Annotated in this window: 23 protein-coding genes; 3 read left to right on the plus strand and 20 right to left on the minus strand. The window is 46.4% G+C overall.

From position 1 onward, the window contains the following. Positions 1 to 9: 9 nt before the first annotated feature. The 4 genes from Q369_RS0127180 to Q369_RS0127195 form a co-directional block, all read right to left on the minus strand. On the minus strand, positions 10 to 1,260 hold the full coding sequence (locus Q369_RS0127180) for a dipeptidase (RefSeq protein WP_031530860.1): 1,251 nt from the start codon (positions 1,258 to 1,260) through the stop codon (positions 10 to 12). A gap of 69 nt (positions 1,261 to 1,329) precedes the next feature. Then, positions 1,330 to 1,536, minus strand: a complete 207-nt coding sequence (locus Q369_RS29980) for a type II toxin-antitoxin system YoeB family toxin (protein WP_051664315.1) — start codon at positions 1,534 to 1,536, stop codon at positions 1,330 to 1,332. Next, on the minus strand, positions 1,533 to 1,793 hold the full coding sequence (locus Q369_RS0127190) for a hypothetical protein (RefSeq protein WP_031530861.1): 261 nt from the start codon (positions 1,791 to 1,793) through the stop codon (positions 1,533 to 1,535). The genes Q369_RS29980 and Q369_RS0127190 overlap by 4 nt, the downstream gene beginning before the upstream one ends. 62 nt (positions 1,794 to 1,855) lie before the next feature. Further along, entirely contained in the window at positions 1,856 to 3,166 is a 1,311-nt protein-coding gene (locus Q369_RS0127195; RefSeq protein ID WP_031530862.1) for a hypothetical protein, read from the minus strand. A gap of 261 nt (positions 3,167 to 3,427) precedes the next feature. Here Q369_RS0127195 and Q369_RS0127200 point away from each other — a divergent pair, with 261 nt between their 5' ends. Continuing rightward, a complete protein-coding gene (locus tag Q369_RS0127200; RefSeq protein WP_031530863.1) occupies positions 3,428 to 3,739 on the plus strand; it encodes a DMT family transporter in 312 nt (103 codons plus the stop codon). Between the two features lie 63 nt (positions 3,740 to 3,802). Here the strand turns inward: Q369_RS0127200 and Q369_RS0127205 are convergent, their stop codons facing one another. The 10 genes from Q369_RS0127205 to Q369_RS0127250 all read right to left on the minus strand — a co-directional run bounded on the left by Q369_RS0127205 (position 3,803) and on the right by Q369_RS0127250 (position 10,963). Further along, the gene (locus Q369_RS0127205) at positions 3,803 to 4,717 is read right to left on the minus strand and encodes an NAD-dependent epimerase/dehydratase family protein (protein WP_031530864.1); all 915 of its coding nucleotides are present in this window, start codon (positions 4,715 to 4,717) and stop codon (positions 3,803 to 3,805) included. Between the two features lie 57 nt (positions 4,718 to 4,774). Further along, positions 4,775 to 5,362 carry a Crp/Fnr family transcriptional regulator gene (locus Q369_RS0127210; protein WP_051664317.1) on the minus strand — a complete coding sequence of 196 codons (588 nt, stop codon included), beginning with the start codon at positions 5,360 to 5,362 and terminating at the stop codon, positions 4,775 to 4,777. Positions 5,363 to 5,433: 71 nt separating this feature from the next. Continuing rightward, complete coding sequence (locus tag Q369_RS0127215) at positions 5,434 to 6,279, minus strand: helix-turn-helix domain-containing protein (protein WP_031530866.1); 846 nt, start codon at positions 6,277 to 6,279, stop codon at positions 5,434 to 5,436. 96 nt (positions 6,280 to 6,375) lie between these two features. Next, positions 6,376 to 7,281 carry an alpha/beta fold hydrolase gene (locus tag Q369_RS0127220; protein ID WP_031530867.1) on the minus strand — a complete coding sequence of 302 codons (906 nt, stop codon included), beginning with the start codon at positions 7,279 to 7,281 and terminating at the stop codon, positions 6,376 to 6,378. Positions 7,282 to 7,443: 162 nt separating this feature from the next. Beyond that, on the minus strand, positions 7,444 to 8,373 hold the full coding sequence (locus Q369_RS0127225; protein WP_031530868.1) for a hypothetical protein: 930 nt from the start codon (positions 8,371 to 8,373) through the stop codon (positions 7,444 to 7,446). A gap of 70 nt (positions 8,374 to 8,443) precedes the next feature. Next, positions 8,444 to 8,602, minus strand: a complete 159-nt coding sequence (locus tag Q369_RS29360) for a hypothetical protein (RefSeq protein WP_169739294.1) — start codon at positions 8,600 to 8,602, stop codon at positions 8,444 to 8,446. Beyond that, positions 8,589 to 9,158 (minus strand): ATPase, encoded by a 570-nt coding sequence (locus Q369_RS0127235; protein ID WP_205624374.1) that lies wholly within the window; start codon positions 9,156 to 9,158, stop codon positions 8,589 to 8,591. The genes Q369_RS29360 and Q369_RS0127235 overlap by 14 nt, the downstream gene beginning before the upstream one ends. A 43-nt stretch (positions 9,159 to 9,201) precedes the next feature. Then, positions 9,202 to 9,627 carry a helix-turn-helix domain-containing protein gene (locus Q369_RS0127240; RefSeq protein WP_031530870.1) on the minus strand — a complete coding sequence of 142 codons (426 nt, stop codon included), beginning with the start codon at positions 9,625 to 9,627 and terminating at the stop codon, positions 9,202 to 9,204. A gap of 240 nt (positions 9,628 to 9,867) precedes the next feature. Then, positions 9,868 to 10,413 (minus strand): nucleotidyl transferase AbiEii/AbiGii toxin family protein, encoded by a 546-nt coding sequence (locus tag Q369_RS28150; RefSeq protein WP_205624375.1) that lies wholly within the window; start codon positions 10,411 to 10,413, stop codon positions 9,868 to 9,870. Positions 10,414 to 10,486: 73 nt separating this feature from the next. Then, entirely contained in the window at positions 10,487 to 10,963 is a 477-nt protein-coding gene (locus tag Q369_RS0127250; RefSeq protein ID WP_031530871.1) for a helix-turn-helix transcriptional regulator, read from the minus strand. A 150-nt stretch (positions 10,964 to 11,113) separates the two neighbouring features. Here Q369_RS0127250 and Q369_RS0127255 point away from each other — a divergent pair, with 150 nt between their 5' ends. Beyond that, on the plus strand, positions 11,114 to 11,527 hold the full coding sequence (locus tag Q369_RS0127255) for a hypothetical protein (protein WP_157488337.1): 414 nt from the start codon (positions 11,114 to 11,116) through the stop codon (positions 11,525 to 11,527). Between the two features lie 33 nt (positions 11,528 to 11,560). Here the strand turns inward: Q369_RS0127255 and Q369_RS0127260 are convergent, their stop codons facing one another. The 3 genes from Q369_RS0127260 to Q369_RS0127270 form a co-directional block, all read right to left on the minus strand. Further along, positions 11,561 to 12,529: a virulence RhuM family protein/type II toxin-antitoxin system death-on-curing family toxin gene (locus Q369_RS0127260; RefSeq protein WP_031530873.1), complete on the minus strand. Its 969-nt coding sequence runs from the start codon at positions 12,527 to 12,529 to the stop codon at positions 11,561 to 11,563. 200 nt (positions 12,530 to 12,729) lie between these two features. Next, on the minus strand, positions 12,730 to 13,053 hold the full coding sequence (locus Q369_RS0127265; protein WP_031530874.1) for a nuclear transport factor 2 family protein: 324 nt from the start codon (positions 13,051 to 13,053) through the stop codon (positions 12,730 to 12,732). 67 nt (positions 13,054 to 13,120) lie between these two features. After that, positions 13,121 to 13,909, minus strand: a complete 789-nt coding sequence (locus Q369_RS0127270; protein WP_031530875.1) for an SDR family oxidoreductase — start codon at positions 13,907 to 13,909, stop codon at positions 13,121 to 13,123. A 129-nt stretch (positions 13,910 to 14,038) separates the two neighbouring features. Between Q369_RS0127270 and Q369_RS0127275 the strand changes: the two genes are divergently transcribed. Then, positions 14,039 to 14,401, plus strand: coding sequence for a winged helix-turn-helix transcriptional regulator (locus Q369_RS0127275; protein WP_031530876.1), 363 nt, complete (start codon positions 14,039 to 14,041; stop codon positions 14,399 to 14,401). Here Q369_RS0127275 and Q369_RS0127280 read toward each other — a convergent pair. From Q369_RS0127280 to Q369_RS0127290, 3 genes are all read right to left on the minus strand, one after another. Then, complete coding sequence (locus Q369_RS0127280) at positions 14,373 to 15,623, minus strand: phthiocerol/phthiodiolone dimycocerosyl transferase family protein (RefSeq protein ID WP_031530877.1); 1,251 nt, start codon at positions 15,621 to 15,623, stop codon at positions 14,373 to 14,375. The genes Q369_RS0127275 and Q369_RS0127280 overlap by 29 nt on opposite strands. A gap of 155 nt (positions 15,624 to 15,778) precedes the next feature. Next, complete coding sequence (locus Q369_RS0127285) at positions 15,779 to 16,747, minus strand: virulence RhuM family protein/type II toxin-antitoxin system death-on-curing family toxin (RefSeq protein WP_031530878.1); 969 nt, start codon at positions 16,745 to 16,747, stop codon at positions 15,779 to 15,781. A 124-nt stretch (positions 16,748 to 16,871) separates the two neighbouring features. Then, positions 16,872 to 17,420, minus strand: a complete 549-nt coding sequence (locus tag Q369_RS0127290; protein ID WP_051664319.1) for a dihydrofolate reductase family protein — start codon at positions 17,418 to 17,420, stop codon at positions 16,872 to 16,874. Positions 17,421 to 17,454: the final 34 nt, after the last annotated feature.

The raw sequence follows: 17,454 nt of genomic DNA on the forward strand, positions 1-17,454 counted from the left end.
GGTTCTACCTCATTTCCCTTCTGTTACCTGCCGGATCACTCGCAGCCAGTTCAGGCCCAGTATCTTTTTGATGCGCTGATCGGTGTAGCCCAGCTTTTGCAATGCAATGGTAATCTGTGGAAAATCGCTGATGTCTTTGATCTCGCGCGGCAGCTCAGGCCCGCCGTCCAGGTCTGATCCCAGCGCAATATGGTCCTCTCCTACCAGGTTCACACCGTAGTCAATTACCTTCGCCAGCTGGTCCACATGCATCCAGTACTCGTCGGGTATGGTTCCATTGAAAGTAAATGGGAGCTCGCGTGCAAACTCCTTGTCTACCTCTTCAATGGTTTGGTTAGTAACCTGAGACGCCAGTATCCTCGGCGTTGTAGGCTGGGGATCAGGCTGCACCCGGACCGGATTGTTCGGTTTCTGCCATGCCCAGTATTTGGGATTGTTAAACAAACTGCCAAAATGGACACCGATTACTCCTCCTTTTGCAGCGATCGCCTTTGCGGCTTCATCGGAAATGCAGCGGGGATGGTCTACGATTTTGTGGAAGCCGCCGTGACTGTAAATAACAGGATGCCGGCTCGCAGCGACTGATTGCAGAATAGCGTCGTTGGAAGCATGTGCAACATTGATCACCATCCCAAGGTCATTCATTTCTTTGATCACCGCTTTTCCGTGCGCATTGATACCGCCCCAGGTATACACATCGTTGCAGGCATCGATAAATGCATTTGTGGTGCTGTGCGCAGTCAGCTGCATGGAGCGTAACCCCAATTTGTATAGCGCCCGCAGCAGGTCAAGATCACCGTGCAGGTCGTACCCTCCTTCCAGATCAAGGAACGCCGCCATCTTGCCTTTTTTGTTGATCCGCTCAATATCGGAGGCAGTCAGCGCCAGCTCAATCGTCGCATTGTTTTTCCTGATTTGTTCCAATGCAAGATTTACGACACGGAAAGTATTCTTGATCTCAAATCTTCCCGGATAATAGTTTTCAGGCGTATAAACCGAAAAGAACATCGCGTCCAATCCACCCTCCTTAGCCCTCGGCAGATCGACGGTACCATCGGGATACCGCTGACCAATGTCAGTTTTGAATATCAGCTCACGACTCATCACATGCGTATGTCCATCCATGACAAATGCATTGCGATGCAAATCCGGCATTGGTTTGCCTCCCCGCGAAGGAGCAGGATCAAAGGATTGTTTTTCAAAAGCGGTACCCGCAACCGGCAAAAGGGCCAGGGATTTTATAACTTCTCTGCGTTTCATTCGCTATTTATCGTCGTAATGACCTTTGGAGGAAATAATGTATACGGTAATGGTTTGATCATTCACCAATTATAGCAATCTATGCTTATCGGTAATCTTCCTCGCATAAAGACCTGCGAGATCATGCTTTTTAAGCGGTTTTCCGCGTCCTGTTTTTGGATGCTGAGCAAGTTCTTCAATTAATAGCCGCGCTTTTTTATACGCCTGTGGTTCAGACTTCTTCAAAGATTGCAAATCTGCTTTTGCCTGGTCCGAAAAAACGAGGGTGTATATCACAAGCTGTCAAAAAAAGCGTCAAGCTCTTCTTTATTCCTGATGACAGTAGATTTCCCTTCTTTGATCTCCTGTTGCGCATCTTTTATACGCTGGATCATTTCGGGAGTGAAATACAGGTCGTCCTCTGAAATTGGAGTAAGCACGTAAGATTGTTTACGACCTCTCCTGATAATCACTTTTTCACCTTTATCAGCCATTTCAAAGAAGTCCTTTTGCCGCTCCCTGAATTGCCTGCTTGTAGTTTCTACAATTGCCATGATGTACATCTTTTGGTACACAAATATAAGCTTATTCCTGACATAGCCTCAGCAAACTTCAACTATTCAGCGAATCCGCGAACGTAGGGTAATGCGGGCGGGCGTTCTCCCTGGCTGAATTGCGGCCCGCGTATGGAGCGGTATTTCATGTTCATAAAAGGTGTATCAATGCGGCGTCCTACGGGCGAGTAGCGTCCATTTTCCCAATTCGATTCCATGTTGAAGGCTGTGATCCCGGTTGACAGCAACAGCCGCTCCGCATTGAATGGCTCCTGCTTTGTTACCATCATTTCGGTAATCCAATGCGGCTGGGAGTTCGAGGCGTGGTATTGGTCAAAAGGTCCGGGCCAGCCGAGCATTGAGATTATTGCAGGGTTCTTTTGCCCCTCGATCTCCCCGGCAAAAGTCCAGCCTACATCGCGCGCATTGTAAACAGCCGCCTTGGTTCCGTCATTGTATTCGACAATGCAGACGTTTGGTTTTTCAATCTGCTGAAAGTGTCCCGTTTTCAAATCAAAATTGACGCGTGCTGCTTCAAGTAACTTCCCGGCCCAGGGATTTTGCTCAGTCCACTTCCAAGTTTCAGGCCCGCGAATGCATTGGACAGATTTCACACCTGTCTCACCGCCTTTTCTGCGTTCTACAAAAGCCTGCAGTACATCCACACTATGAAAAAGAGCGCCTTCGTCGAGCGTGCCGCCAAGTACAACTGAATATTTCAGTGGCGTATCAATTGCAAGTTCTATCTCAGGTTTGCGAAAATAAATTGGAATGGAGGAACCGCCCGTCAATGCAAAATTCAGCTCGCGCGATTTATCGAACATCCATTTGGCCTCGTCCCAGTTGTAAGAAAGATGTTTATCGTTAAAAATCGGCACTGCACGCTTGCTCTGCTCAAATACCCGGATTACTTTCTCGTAAATCCACCAGCGTGGCAAAAGCCATTGTCCTTTCAGATTGGTCGGGTACTCCCCGTGTTCTCCCACAATTACAACACCATCCACCGCAAGCTCCTTTCCACCCAGGGTAACTGCCTCTCCTACCGTTTTAAAAATCGGAATGTTCTTTGACTTACATATTTTCTGCGCCAGCAAACTTGTGTCAAACTGATGGATGTAAACAGAAACAACCTCCACCCGCGAAGGGGTGTGGGCTCCCTGCCACCAGTAACCATCCAAAAGCTTCGTGATAATCCAGTCAGCGTGCGATCTCGTGGCACCCCAGTAAGTAACCAGGCAGGCAATGCGCGGTTTTGCCGGCGCACTCTTCGGGACAGCTGCGGCCGCACTGCCGGTTATTGCCGCGAGACCGGCCAGACCGGCCACCCCGAGCATTTCACGCCTGGTTAGTGTTAAGTTATTTTCTGCTTTCATTACGATGGTTAAGGTTCGGTCAGTTAGCTGGAAAATACATAGAATCGCAGATATTTTTTTGCCTTTTTGCGACTCCAATGAACAGAAGCCTCATTTTTTAACAATAATCCTGAAGCTGAGAGCTCACTTGACTGTAACCTCGCTGATTTCGTATTTTTGCGTCGCGCTACTCAGCCCATCTCCGGGCAGCGCAATGCAGGAGGACGACCTCCCCCATATTGGGAACCGTATCGGGACGGCCCGGCCTAAAAGGTCAATGTTATGTCCTGGATTTATTTGGTTGCCGCCGGCCTCTTGGAGGTTGTTTGGGCGTATTTCCTGAAGCAGTCGGAAGGTTTCACCCGGCTTGTTCCTAGTTCCATTACCATCGCTGCGATGATCGCGAGCTTTTCCCTGCTCGCGCTAGCCATGCGGACGTTGCCGCTCAGTACTGCCTACACAGTCTGGACGGGCATTGGTGCGGTTGGTGCCTTTTTAGTCGGCACTTTTCTACTTGGCGAGCCGGCAAATGCAATGCGGATCGCGGCTGCTTTGCTTATCTTGGCCGGACTCGTTCTCATGAAACTTTCGTGAAATATCAAGCCGACCCAAATGGCTCAGGCCGGATTGCAAAGATGTGAGGATGAAAAGGCTGGTTTAGTGACGCACCATTTGCCTGATCCCCTCCGCATAGCTTACGGGTTTATAAGAGAAACGCTTCTCGAATTTGCTGCTGTCAAAAACATAGTCGCGGTCATATTGATAAGCCATTTCTTTTAATTCTTTTAAGATCGGCACAAAAAGGCCCAGCAGCTGCATCATCCATTTTGCAAAAATGTAGTAGCGCGGCTGTACATTCATTTCCGCGGCGACCATTTCAATAAACTGCTTTCCGGTGAACCGCTCCGGCGACGTGGGCAAATGCCAGACTTCGCCGTACACATCGGGCGTATTACCGAGTAATGCAAGGGATTTGCCAATGTCAGGTACGTATGTGAATGAATGCAATTTCGAGGCATCCATTTGCCAAAATGCTTTTTTACCTTTCCTGAATTCGTCCGTAACCGAAATGCTGAGCGGGCTGTTTTTAACGTCAGGCCCATAAAAATCAGCACTGCGGGCTATCAGGAACTGCATGCCCTGCGACTTGGCAGCGAACAGCATATCCTGGATTCCGGCCCGTACTTTCCCTTTTTCACTCGGCGGATTTACCTGAGAGCATTCAGTCATGTGCGGAATCTCTTCTGCCGCATACATATATACATTGTCCAGGAAAACGAGCCGCGCTTTTGCCTTTGTGCATGCATTGATCACATTGCGCATCAAAATGGGCCAGTCGCGTTTCCAGATCTTGATATTGTACTCCAGACCAGCTGTAAGGTACACCACCTCAGAGCCCGCGACCGCCGCTTCCACCTCAGATGCGTTTAAAAGATCAGCAGGAAAAAGCGTATCGTCCGCATTAACGCGCGCCGGTTTGCGGGATACCAACCTGATGTGTTCCGTGTAGTTTTTTAATTCTCTGGCCAGCGCAATGCCTGTTGCGCCGCCAGCGCCGAGTATCGTTTGCATAGTTGTTTTTTTGATACAAATGTATCGCGGGCAACCAGTTCCAAACGTTGATCTGTGTTAAGATTTTGCTTCCACAAACAATCTTTTGCGAATGCGGCTGAGGCTTTCGGGAGCTATGCCGAGGTACTGCGCAATGTACCGTTGCGGCACGCGCAGGAAAATGTCCGGACGGGCTTCGGCTAGCAGTAGAAAGCGCTTTTGAGGTGTGTAAGCCAGCAGGGATTTGGTGCGTTCCATGCTTTCCGCTGCGAGACGTTCTACCAGAATGCGGAAGAATAAGGCGACAGAGGGCAACTCACGCAAAAGCAGGCCCAGATCCTTGCAGCTCAGGATAAGTACCGAAGTCTCGGTAAGTGCTTTGATACAGGACGTGGCAGCTGCCTGTTTGGAAAAGCTTTCCAGATCGGTGATAAATTCATGCTCGAATGCGAAGTTGCAGGATTTTTCTACGCCTGATTCGTCAAGATAAAACTGATGTAGTACACCTTTTAAGACAAAAAACACTTCAGAAGCCTGCTCTCCTGCATTGAGGAGGACAGCGCCGCGTTTGAAGGTCCGTTTTTTACAAAACGACGAAATATACGCCGCTTCCGCTTCATCGAGCTGGACATCTTTCCGCAATGTCGAGATAAGATCCGACGTCATATTCCAGTGTTTTTAAAAGGGCTGAACTGCTTTCCAAGATAAATATACACCGAAACCTTTCAATGTCGGTATTACCCCAAAAAGTTGGCCCGAAAGCCCGAAGGCGACTCTCCGGTTTTCGTTTGAAACAGCCTGCTGAAATAAGCCGGATCATTATAGCCGAGCTCGTAAGCGATTTCCTTCGCAGTAAGTGAAGTGTGTACCAGCAGGCGTTTCGCTTCCAGTATAATGCGGTTTTTGATCACTTCATTAGGCTGCGGCAGTCGCAACCGGTTGAATTTGTGTGTAATCGTTTTCGGCGCCATGCACAGGAAATCTGCATAGTCGGCTACGGTGTGTTTGGATTTATAATGCTCCTCTACAAGCCTGGTGAACTTGCGGAAAAATTCAAGATCACTTTGCTGGTCGGTCACATCATGGGTCAAATGTTGCCGTTTCCAGGAGCGCGTCGCGCGGATAAGTAACTGTTTAAGATAGGTCCGCATCATTTCTTCCAGTGAGCTGTCGTTCAACTGAAATTCTCCTATCATTTCTTTAAACAAGCCTCCTAGAAAAGCGATTTCGTTTTCCAGGAGCTCCACTTTGGGCATGTTGCGAATGTTGTTGAAAAGCAGACCATCGCAGGCAACTTCCTGATCGTGAATCTGAATGCAGTAAAAATCACGGTTGTAGAAAATAAAATAACCGCTTTCCTCACCAGCTGCTTCCAGCTCCAAATATTGATTGGGGCTGATAAAAAACAATGTAGGCTGCTGGGTATCGTAACACGCAAAATCAACCCGCAGCTTGTAGCCAGCAGGCAGATAGAGAATTTTGATGTATTCTTTATAGGCTGGCCCGTTGATGATCTCCGTTTGCTCTTTGCTTACTTGCAGCAGTCCCAGGGTCTTTAAATTATTATTGAAAACATTGCTCATGGCTATATACGCGTGTGGATGAAGGGTTTCTTTTTGTTTCAAAATAGAGAAAAAACCTGTGAAGCAATGATTTGCTTCACAGGCCCGATCTTTAAGTTAGTTTCTTGCAAACTTTTCAAGTTCGGTGTTGAATTTATCCATTTCTTCCAAAAACAACCCGTGTCCGCCTTTTTCGAATTTCACAATGTAAGATCCTTTAATGGCTTTGTTAAGCTGCTCAGCCTGAGCGTAGTCACACAACTTGTCGTTTACACCGTGGAATATCGCAACCGGCATATTGATTTTTCCAAGCACAGGACGAAGATCCAGGTCACCCAATGCGCTGATAGCCTGAGTAGTAGCGTAAGGTGATGCATTCAGGTTGATGCTTTCCAACCATTTGATCGATTCCGGTGAAAGTCCGCCTTCTTCTCCTTCGAATGCTTTTCCAAAGCCTGCTACCAGTTGTTCCCGGTTGGTTTTAGTCTGTTTGATCAGATCAGTTGCGCCTTGCTCAGTGATGCCATAAGGATGGCCTTCGCGTTGTTTCCATGATGGACCGGTTGCGCCGAATACGGCCAACTTCTTGATATGCGCACCGTTGTATTTGGTTACGTAGTGAAGTACCACAGCACTGCCCATTGAAAATCCGCCTAATGTTGCGTTCTCGATTTTCAGTTTTTCCAAAACTACCTTGATGTCGTCGGAGAAAGTATCGAAGTCATATTTTCCATAAGGCCGGTCCGATTTTCCAAAACCGCGGAGGGAAATCCCGATCACCCTGAACCCTTTTTCAACCAGATACTGGTATTGATATTCATACATCTCATTGTTCAGCGGCCATCCGTGGATGAGCACGACAGGCTGGCCTTCGCCGAGGTCGATCACGTGGAGTTTTACATTTTTCTCCACTTCAATGTATTCTTCTCTTCCGAATGCTGCGGGCTTACGTGTTTGTGCAAATAGCGATTGGCTTTGGATAAAAGTGAAAAGGAATGCGATGGTCAAGGCAATAGTTTTCATCTGAGTGGTAAGTTTGAATGTTTGATGTAAGCTTCTGGCTGTTAGCTATTAGCTGTTAGCTTTGGGCTGTTGTCGTTTGACATTACAAAGGTGGCAGGTTAAACTGCGCAGAAGAATGGATAAAAGTCCAAGTGCCTTGTACATTTTTCCCTCAAGATGAAATTACGGCTTGTAGAAAGCCGCTAACTGACCCAATCGCCGCTTGACCAGCGGATTTTTCATGGGTTCAAAGCGGGCCACCTCCACATTGTTTTTGGTAACCACCGCATAAAACGGCTGCTTTAACCGGGCGGTCATGTGATAGATCGTGACCAGCTCGGCAGCATCCTCAGACCACGCCGCCGTAGCATATAAGGAAGGAAAAGGCGTTTTCGAAAGCTTTGCATAAACATCCGGCGCCAGGCTGACCGGAACCGGCTTCCCGCTCCGGAAGCGCGTTTGTTCCAGCAGGGAATCAATGTATGGCCCGGCTGGCTTGTTCATCAGTCGCCAGATGTCTTTTGTAAACGCTGTCGGCTCCACCACAGCATCTGCATCTTCGGGATGCGGGGTAATGCCGGTTACCACGTCGACGATGTGGGTGGCCTCGTGCAGGAGCACATAAACGATCGCGTCCATGGTCCCGGCTTCCACGCGCACTTTGTAACTGGAATCAGCTGCGGGCGTAAAGCAGGAATTCTCTTTCCAGGTCGCCCATTCCGAAACATTCTCATTCAGCAGGCTCGCGCGGAATGTAATGTTGAACAGCTTCGGGACGCCTGCTGAATCGATCGGCGAGGTTAATGCCGTGTTCGGCATATTGTCCATGAAGCTGATGCTGAGCAAATGTTGTTTCAAAATCCGCTGGTGCAATGGAGGCAACAAGGCGAATGCATTGCGGACTTTTTCTTTTTGTGCGGATGTAAGTTCGTGGTTAACAGGCCGCATTCCAGCTTCCCGAAACTTTTTGAAGACGCTTTCGGGGGCGGATTTGATTCGTTGCTCCGTTTTTTCTTTTAAAGTAGAATCCAGACTTTGCGCCGAAGCGAATGTTGAAACAAAAAGTATAAGTAAAGCGGAAACCGTCCCTTTTATGATGGGTTTTGTAATCATATATGTGCAACGCCAAATCTCAGCACTATTTTTCTTATTGGAGTGTAGGGATTACCAGGTTATTTGAAAGTTACTTTTCCCAAGGTTTGATTTTTACAATCTTATTGTCCCTCATTACAACTAGTGCGCTATCTTTCTGCTTTTTGAATGCGACCACATTATCATAAGTCTTTTTGAGGCCGAATATGATTTTGTCGCGTAGTTCCAGCTGTTCTTTAATTGTTGTCATATATTTCTCTTAGTTGAGCATATTTGATCTCATCAATAATCTCTAAACCATTTTCCAGTGTTTTCTGTGCAATGATCTCCGGAACTCCGAAAGAATTGTCGAACAGAAACGCACCATGGACAATGGGTAAATAAATGTCAAATAAATTCTTAATTCCTTTAATATACCTTCTTTCAATCACATCTGGCTCAATGTTGTGACCGCCATCTGAGACCCTTGTTTTTACACGTTCTTTTGCTAGTTCTATATTTTCGAGCCATAGAAAGATCAACGTTGCTGCGTATCCTTGCCTCTTTGCTTCTTGGATTTTTTGTTTGTAGCTTTTACTGGATAATGTTGTTTCAAATGCGAAACTTTCATTATTTCCCAAAAGCTCATTAACCCTTTTCAACATAATTCTTCCCGCCTCCAGTGCAACTTTCTCGGGTTGAAACGGTGATATGCCCTTCGCAATTTCATCTGCATTCACAAATTCTTTGCATTCAATAATTTCAGGTAAAATAGTAAAAGAGGCGGAAGTTTTTCCCGCTCCATTACAACCTGAAATAATATACATGTTCTTTTTGGACACAACAATCTTGATAACTTCGCAATGTTCCTTATTTCCCCCCAATCAACCGCTCTAACCGCTCCATCATTTCATCTTTCTCCTTCAACATCCGCTCGTACAAGGCAATCTTCTCCTCATGTAGCTGAATAATCTTGTCAATTGGATCTGATTGAATGGTGCCGTGGTTAATCGAGCTGCCGAAAGCCCTGTCATGGAAAGTAGTAGTGATAATATTAATTGCCTGGTCCTCATTGAAATTTCGAATCGCCTCAGCCGGGATTTTCAAAATTGCCGCAACCTGCTCCAAGATATCGGAATCTATCTTTTCTTTTTGTTCCAGTAGCGAGATCTTCTGCTGGTTCCAGTCATCTCCAAGCTCAAAGGCGAGTGCGTCCTGTTTTACAGACATCATTTCCCGGAATCGTCTTATGTTACGGCCTTCGTGGATCTTTGGATTGGAGGTAGTATGTGCCATGCGGAAAGGTTTTTTTGGTTAGAAAAAGCAATTTATATAAATCTGTCGGGATGTGCCCGGGTAACTTACAAGTGTTCCAATGTAAGTTACCCGGGCAGGGGAAATTGGAAAATACAGCTTTTGCGGTTTATCCACCTGGTTTTCAACGCCCCAGCGAACTGCAACGAAAATACCGGACGTTAGAGATTAGTAATTAACTCCTAATTCCTTGATCGCATCCTCGATATCTTCTTTGATAAATTACCAATATTTTCCCCTCAAACAGATCGGATTGAAGTCGCCATCGGCCTGTGTAAAGTCGGTGAAATTTTTCAGGATTAAATTTGAGTCATGACCAAATTCATAACGCTGCTTGTGAAGAGCGAGCATGGTGCGGATACTATACTTCGGCAGTAGTTCATATAAATCCCAGAAGTCCTTTTTCCTGCCGCCTCGCTGTATCACATCGATTTTCATCGCTATGATTTCCTCTGTGGTCGCCATTCTGATGCCGTCGATAATGAGAGCGGGTTGGATAAACTTGTCAGTGTAATAAATGTCGATCTTAATTGCCTGATCTCGGTCGGCTCCGACGGTGTAAGACTTGCCCATGCCGGGAAGTACATTTGCTAAGTGGCTTACATACGGGAATGTATTGTTTAAGAAATCTTCTAATGCTTCAAAATTAATGCTTCCATACGGTACATCTGTGAAAAGATCGATATCAACAGAAATTCGGTGGCCGAGCTGCAAGCTGAGTGAGGTTCCGCCTACTAGCCTGAAAGAATTAAACGGCTCTGCCGCCATCAGTTTGAAAAGTGTGTCTTTTAAGAGCTGATTTAATAGTGTTGTAATAAAGCATAACTTATCATGTGCGTGATTAATCATCGGATTGCTGTATCTCGGAAGTTTGAAGCATTGACTTTACTTTTTCTTGCCCGTAAAATCTTGAAATCTCCTTTTTCTCGGCTTCGTCACCTCTTTCAAAAACCCTGTTAATCACAGCCTTTGCCTGTTTTTGCCAATCGATTTGTGAAATGTTGGTATCCCAGAAAAGTGATTTTCGCAAAACTGTCAGGTCAGGAGTCTGGCGATTGAGCTTCTCCTTTTCAGTTTTGATATCATAGTAAGCTTGCAGCAGTACAAATGTGCCTTCGTCAAGGCCCAGCCCTCTTTCGATTTTGAGTGCCAATGCTGTGCTCAGGCTTCGTTTTCCTTTGATTATCGCGTTGAAACTCTGGGGATGTTCGGCGATTGATAGTGCAAACGGACGTTGCTTGATAGATCGTTTTTTCAGCTCACGGTCAAGGATGATTCCGGGATGAATGCCTTTGAATTTTTCGAACTGCTTTTCCATACAATAAATATAAACATTTTTGTTTACATTATTTTGTTCGATTCAAGAAGCAATTGAATTTACCGTTAGTTCATCCGCAGTTCCACCATCCAAACTTTCCCCTATATTTGCCCCGCAAACTTTAATAAATTCTTATGAAACTATTTTCAAATGTCAGACCAAAATGGTCCTGGAGAGGCATACGGGTGCAAGTCCCGAGACCTGACCGATGTAGTTTCATTCGTTAAAGTTTGCGGTGACCTCTCCTTTTTTCTCACTCTTTTTCATGGTCATATGCAAACTTTAACGAATGAAGAAGGAATCGGCTCAAAATCAAATCCAGTCAACGAAACGAATCATGCACGTCAAGCATCAAACCCCAGCGCTCCGCTGACGCAATCACAAGCTGAATTCTGGTATGTAGTTGAATGTCAGGGTTACAAAGAGCTGGCGCATTCGCTTAAAATGGTGCATGATCTGGCGCTTTATCATTCGGATATTCCGTTTGATACGGCCGAAAAATCGGCGCTTTTTGATGTGAACTTGCTTGTCGAGGGATTTCAGAAGTTGGGAGAAAAGGTTTAGAATAGAGGGACTGCGAGGGCAGTCCCTCTTTTGTTACTGATTCCTGTTCAAAACACTAACAATCAACTTCTTTACAGTTTCCATTTCCTCCGGTTTGCTGGCCGCGGCGAAAAGTGTCAGACTCGCGAGTGCTTCGTTGCTGATAATTGGGTTCTCGTTTGCTTTCAATAAGCCATTGACTTCCAGGAAAAGTAGAAAACACGCCGCGGCAATTCGTTTATTCCCATCGACAAATGAATGATTTTTGATAACTAAATAAAGCAGGGTAGCCGCTTTTTCCTCGATTGACGGATAAAAATCAATTTCCCCAAATCCTTTACTGATCTGCGCAACCGAGCTTCGGAAACTATCATCTTTCTCTTTTCCAAACACGAAAGAGTCGAAATCACGCCGCATGGTATCAATAATGTCGTGATAAGACGATAAGTTAGGGTAAACGGCCGCTCTTTGACTAATGCCTTTCTGATCCAATGCTTCGTGGTCGTAATCATCAAGCAATTCCAGTCCTTTGGCAAAATGTGCGAGCCAGGTTGTGTCTGCTTCATTAACCTTGTATTCAATCGCACGGCTCAGAATGCGAATCCCGTCTTTCAGCGTTTGCACTTGCTGGTTTTTCTGAGCAAGTCGCTGTTCGTTAATGGAGTAGCCCTGGACAAGATATTCTTTAAGCCGCTGGGTCGCCCATTGGCGGAATTTCGTGGCAACTTCCGACTTGATACGATAGCCCACGGAGATAACGGCATCCAGATTATAATATTTTTGACTACGTTTCACTTCTCTCTTGCCTTCCGATTGAACTATTAAGAAAATCTTAACAGTTGCCTCTTCCATCAACTCCCCATCTTCATACACATTTTTGAGGTGCATATTGATGTTGGGGATTGTCGTTTGAAACAGGTCTGACATCATTTTTTGAGTAAGCCAAACAGTGTCGTCTTCGAACCTTGTCTCAACGTGCGCCTGTCCATCCGGGCTGATGTATATCTCAATCTGCTTTTCCATTTTCAAACCATTTTATTTGACCCCAATATAGAAGTAAGCCTGGCAAATAATTTGGCGGATTATCCTTCGGTAAAGGAGACGGACAACTTTCTGCGCGTATGCAGCATGCTGGCACTTTAAAGCTGTAAGCAATTATTTAAAAGGTCGCTGTTATCTCTTTGGCTGACGTTGTATCCTGCAAATGAATGCATTTGAGAACATTAGCCTGTAATTTTCAGCGAGCTAATGAATGCATTATCGAAATCCAGATGATAATGCATCACTGCCGGGCTCCCCGGAAATGTGCCGCTTGCTTCCACGATCAGTGTTCCTTTTGAGCCTGTTTGCGTGAAATCAATGACTTTCGACTGCATTTTATATTTCTCTATTGCCTCTTCGATCCATTGTTTGATTTCACTTTTACCGGTGTAGGATGAGCCTTCATCGAACACGGTTGCCTGTTCTGTAAAGTAATCGGCAAATGTGCTGCTATCCGCTTCGTTTTGTGCTTTAATTAAGCCTTCTATATTTTCAGGGAGTTGCATGATGATTTGAAATTTAAGTTGATAGAAAATTTGATTTTGCTTTAATAAAAAACCTGCTGAATGCTTGTTAAACTGTACGAACCGTGCCGCCGTCAATCACATATTCGGTCCCGGTAAGATAGCCTGCTCTTGGCGAGACCAGGAAACCGACCAGCTCGGCAACTTCCTCCGGCCAGGCAGCTCTGCCGAATGGAATGCCGCCTAATGCATCCATGACGCTTTTTTCAGCTTCTTCCATCGTGCCGCCTGAGCTTTCGGCTATGCGCTCCATCATTCGGACGGACGCTGTCGTCATGATCCAGCCCGGAGAGACGGTGAGCACACGTACACCTTTCGGGGTGACTTCATTCGACAAGCTCTTACTATAATTGACCAAAGCCGCTTTGGCCGCCGCATAGGGCAATGTAGATTCATATAAAGGTAACTTAGCCTGAATGGACGCAATGTGAATGATCACACCGCTGCCCTGCTCGATCATGCCGGGCAGGAAGCCGCGGTCCAGTCGCACGGGCGCCAGCAGATTGGTTTGAAGTGTCTCTTCCCATTGCTCGTCGGTTAGTACTGCAAAGCCGCCGGCGGGCGTTTCTGAGGCGCCCAAATTATTGATCAGAATATCCAGTCGACCGAATTGTTTGTGAATTTCTTCCACCACTTGTTGGGTGCCTTCGGGTTTGCTTAAATCGGCCGATATGAAATGAATGTTTTCATTTTCTTCTTCCGGCTTGTTCCTAGCTGTGATGATCACCGTTGCACCTGCTTTCAAAAGCCGGTCTGCAATGGCTTTTCCGGCGCCCTTTGATCCCCCGGTTACGAGTGCAATTTTGTCTTTTAGTTCGTTTTCAAAATTGAAATCCATGTCCTTGTTGGTTTTGTGTAGGACAAATTTCAGCACTATGCTTCCTGCTGACAAGTACGGATTTACGATTCAGATAGGGATAAATTTATCCCTATTGAACCTCCAAAGGCATATGTTTATATTTGCAGCATGTACGAAAGAAAGACAATGCCCAACCTGAATTGCGGGCTCGACCTGATCGGTGAAGTGCTTTACGGCAAATGGAAAATGAGACTTTTGTGGTTCATTCACCAGGGCTTCCAACGCCCCAGCGAGTTGCAACGGCAAATTCCGGATGCATCCCGCCGGGTGTTGAATGTGCAATTGAAAGAGCTTGAAAACCACGAGCTGGTCGGGAAAATCATTTACCCGGTCGTTCCGCCCAAAGTCGAATATTATCTTACCGATTTCGGAAAATCACTGATCCCCGTCATCGGTGCGATTGGAGCGTGGGGCGATCAGAATGACCAGCGCTTGCGGGAGCTTATCGAAAAGAGCATGCTGTCTTCGTAACCACATTATCCTGACAAGCCTTTTCCAGAATTCGCTCCATTTCAGCAAGCAGGCCGGGAATCGGCGTATCGCTTGTATTGGTCAGTCCCAGCGAACCATTGGTTGTCAATGCGCCGATCGTCTGCTCCATTCCCTCTCCAGACCGAACCATCGGACCATACAAGGCTTCGAGCTTCAACAGCCCGAAATCAGTTTTATATCTCACCCGCACCAGGTTGGTAACCATAATGTGATGATTGAATGCTTGTTTCAACGCATCCAGCATCTGCTGCATATCATTGTGACCAAAAACCAGGTCCCGGAAAAAGGATAAATAGCCTGTTGTATATTCAGTTGAACTGGTTCCGCCGAGGCCGGCCTTGGCAAGCCTTGCCAGATCCCAGAAGGATAAATGTCGCTGGTTTTCAAAAAACACGGATTGCGTGGTAATGTTCAGTCCAAAATTATCGTCCAGATCAAGCGCTCCTCTCGTACAAACAGGCGAAACCAGCTCCATTTTGGTCTCGTCCCATTCCGGACGCAGTTTTCTTGACGCGATTAGCACGGCCGCACAAATGGCACCATGAACGCTTGTGTTTTCCTGTCTGGCGCGTTCGAGCAGGTTATGCGTTGTGCTCTCTGAAAAGCGATGCGATGAAACCAATGGATTGACTACATCCGTCTTCATTTTTAATTCGAGCACCTTTTCCACTGTCTGTGCAGGCAGATCTTCCGGAAGACCAAGGGTTTCATCGTTAGAGACTTGCGGTTGCATTAATTCCAGCTCTTTTCCGGTAACGGCAAGCAATATATCCCGAGTCAAATAGCTCAATGATGTGCCATCGGCCACGGTATGGTTTGCAGCCAGGATCAGGACGGAGCGGTCTGTTTTTTGAACCAAAACAACCCGTAGCAATGGACCTTCGGCTGTATTGAACCGTACAGAAAGCTCTTTCTCAACCTCCTGTTCCCAGCGATAGTTCTGCTCTGCATGCACCACACGGAGCGGAATGTGCAGGTTGTCCACATGCTGCAAGGCTGGTCTTCCCAAGTCGTCCAGCACCACCTTTACCGAAAGGTTGGGATGGCGTAGTTGTGCCATGTCGATGGCCTTCCGCCATTTTTCAACGGGTTGTGTTCCGAAGATATCGGCGGCCAGGCAGAAGTCTTTTGAATCGATCTGATCCAGCAGCCAAAACGTTTTTTCGAATGCACCCAATGTGCGGTTCTGTTGTCTTTTCATTTTGCATTGAGTTAATGTGAGAGGAGCGGCACCGCGCCGCGTCCTTTAAACTGAATGCAAAATTGGCAGGCTGGAAGGCGGGAGAGAATGGACAAAAGTTGAATGGTCAGGTACATTTTGCCACCCGGTATTTTATCTCAACTCTCTGGGATTTATTATTGATTTCTGTTCAACACACTTACAATCAGCTTCTTCACGGTCTCCATTTCCTCGGGTTTGCTGGCTGCGGCGAAGAGTGTCAGGCTCGCCAAGGCTTCGTTGCTGATAATGGGGGTTTCTTTCGCTTTCAATAAACCATTTACTTCCAGGAACAACAGAAAACATGCAGCGGCAATCCGCTTATTTCCATCAACAAAGGAGTGGTTTTTGATGATTAAATACAGTAACGTTGCCGCTTTTTCCTCGATCGACGGGTAAAAATCCACTTCACCAAAACCCTTGCCGATCTGTGCGACGGAGCTCCGGAAGCTGTCGTCTTTTTCTTTTCCAAATACGGAAGAGCTGAAATCCTGCCGCATGATGCCGATGATATTTTGATAAGCTGATAAATCGGGATATGACGCCGCTCGTTGGGTGATGCCTTTCTGATCCAGTGCTTCATGATCGTAATCGTCGAGCAGTTCGAGTCCTTTTGCAAAATGCGCCAGCCAGGCGGTGTCCACTTCGTCAACCTTATATTCTATAGCGCGGCTTAAAATACGGATTCCGTCTTTCAAGGTTTGCACCTGCTGGTTTTTCTGCGCGAGCCGCTTTTCGTTGATGGCGTAGCCCTGGATAAGATAGTCTTTGAGCCGCTGGGTTGCCCATTGCCGAAACTGAGTACCCCGTTTCGAGTTAACCCGATAACCGACTGAAATGACAGCATCCAGATTGTAGAACTTGATCGTTCGTTTGACGTTGCGCTTTCCTTCTTTTTGAACTACCGAGAAATCCTCGGTTGTTGAACCTGGATCCAATTCTTCTTCGGCGTAAATATTCTTTAAATGTAGCCCAATGGTGTCCGTGTCCTTTTCAAATAAATCAGACATGTTTTTTTGGCTTAGCCAAACAGTTTCCTGACCAAACTTCACTTCAATCTGCGTTTCCCCATTGCCGCTTTTATAAATCTCAATCTGCTTCTCCATTGGTTCAAGTCGTTTTATTTGAACCCAATATAGGAGGAAGCTGTACCAATATTTTGGCGGATTATCCTCCGGTAAATGAGAGATGAGAATTGATGTAAACCCGGTTTGATAGCCTCCGCAGACTCTACCTCGCATATTGATGCGCCACACAGCCGTTTTGAAACTTGACAGTCTCCACCAGCTTTAATACAAGTTTGTCGCGGAGCAATTCCGTGTCCAGCAGCCGACGCCCTTTTCCGGCTATGACGGGGTGAACTACAATGTTGAATTCATCAATCAGTCCGGCTGCAATCAATTCCGGAAGCAGACTTACGCTATCTACCGAAATCTTTTTCCCCGGCAGGTGTCTCAGTTTCAGGAGTTCTTCTACCGGGTTTGAGCGGATAATGCGGGTGTTATAGTCAGCGGTTTCCAGCGTTTTTGAAATAACTACTTTCTCGATCGATGTGATTTTTTCACCAAACTGGATTTCATCCGGTGTACCAGACTGATTTTTCGCCACATCGGACCAGTAAGGAAACATCAGTTCGTACATTACCCGCCCGAAAAACAGCAAGTCGACGTCGTCCAGCAATTGTGTGAAATAATCATGTACTTCCGCACTGGGGATGCCCAGCGTATGATCGCAATAGCCATCGATCGTGATGTTCATGCTGAATGATAGCGTTCTCATAGTTTGTTGCATTTGATGAACGTCAAAAGTAAAG

It is taken from the genome of Dyadobacter crusticola DSM 16708, assembly GCF_000701505.1.
Taxonomy (GTDB): domain Bacteria; phylum Bacteroidota; class Bacteroidia; order Cytophagales; family Spirosomataceae; genus Dyadobacter; species Dyadobacter crusticola.

Bases quoted from the DNA above. Each gene is read 5' to 3' on its own strand.
- Q369_RS0127210 (WP_051664317.1), bottom strand. From the start codon at position 5,362: ATGACGTCGGATCTTATCTCGACATTGCGGAAAGATGTCCAGCTCGAT.
- Q369_RS0127180 (WP_031530860.1), bottom strand. From the start codon at position 1,260: ATGAAACGCAGAGAAGTTATAAAATCCCTGGCCCTTTTGCCGGTTGCG.
- Q369_RS0127235 (WP_205624374.1), bottom strand. From the start codon at position 9,158: ATGTATATTATTTCAGGTTGTAATGGAGCGGGAAAAACTTCCGCCTCT.
- Q369_RS0127260 (WP_031530873.1), bottom strand. From the start codon at position 12,529: ATGGAAAAGCAGATTGAGATATACATCAGCCCGGATGGACAGGCGCAC.
- Q369_RS0127290 (WP_051664319.1), bottom strand. From the start codon at position 17,420: ATGAGAACGCTATCATTCAGCATGAACATCACGATCGATGGCTATTGC.
- Q369_RS0127200 (WP_031530863.1), top strand. From the start codon at position 3,428: ATGTCCTGGATTTATTTGGTTGCCGCCGGCCTCTTGGAGGTTGTTTGG.
- Q369_RS0127205 (WP_031530864.1), bottom strand. From the start codon at position 4,717: ATGCAAACGATACTCGGCGCTGGCGGCGCAACAGGCATTGCGCTGGCC.
- Q369_RS0127285 (WP_031530878.1), bottom strand. From the start codon at position 16,747: ATGGAGAAGCAGATTGAGATTTATAAAAGCGGCAATGGGGAAACGCAG.
- Q369_RS0127250 (WP_031530871.1), bottom strand. From the start codon at position 10,963: ATGGAAAAGCAGTTCGAAAAATTCAAAGGCATTCATCCCGGAATCATC.
- Q369_RS28150 (WP_205624375.1), bottom strand. From the start codon at position 10,413: ATGGCGGCAGAGCCGTTTAATTCTTTCAGGCTAGTAGGCGGAACCTCA.
- Q369_RS0127225 (WP_031530868.1), bottom strand. From the start codon at position 8,373: ATGATTACAAAACCCATCATAAAAGGGACGGTTTCCGCTTTACTTATA.
- Q369_RS29360 (WP_169739294.1), bottom strand. From the start codon at position 8,602: ATGACAACAATTAAAGAACAGCTGGAACTACGCGACAAAATCATATTC.
- Q369_RS0127215 (WP_031530866.1), bottom strand. From the start codon at position 6,279: ATGAGCAATGTTTTCAATAATAATTTAAAGACCCTGGGACTGCTGCAA.
- Q369_RS0127265 (WP_031530874.1), bottom strand. From the start codon at position 13,053: ATGCAACTCCCTGAAAATATAGAAGGCTTAATTAAAGCACAAAACGAA.
- Q369_RS0127240 (WP_031530870.1), bottom strand. From the start codon at position 9,627: ATGGCACATACTACCTCCAATCCAAAGATCCACGAAGGCCGTAACATA.
- Q369_RS0127270 (WP_031530875.1), bottom strand. From the start codon at position 13,909: ATGGATTTCAATTTTGAAAACGAACTAAAAGACAAAATTGCACTCGTA.
- Q369_RS0127280 (WP_031530877.1), bottom strand. From the start codon at position 15,623: ATGAAAAGACAACAGAACCGCACATTGGGTGCATTCGAAAAAACGTTT.
- Q369_RS0127255 (WP_157488337.1), top strand. From the start codon at position 11,114: ATGTCAGACCAAAATGGTCCTGGAGAGGCATACGGGTGCAAGTCCCGA.
- Q369_RS0127275 (WP_031530876.1), top strand. From the start codon at position 14,039: ATGTACGAAAGAAAGACAATGCCCAACCTGAATTGCGGGCTCGACCTG.
- Q369_RS0127190 (WP_031530861.1), bottom strand. From the start codon at position 1,793: ATGGCAATTGTAGAAACTACAAGCAGGCAATTCAGGGAGCGGCAAAAG.
- Q369_RS0127195 (WP_031530862.1), bottom strand. From the start codon at position 3,166: ATGAAAGCAGAAAATAACTTAACACTAACCAGGCGTGAAATGCTCGGG.
- Q369_RS0127220 (WP_031530867.1), bottom strand. From the start codon at position 7,281: ATGAAAACTATTGCCTTGACCATCGCATTCCTTTTCACTTTTATCCAA.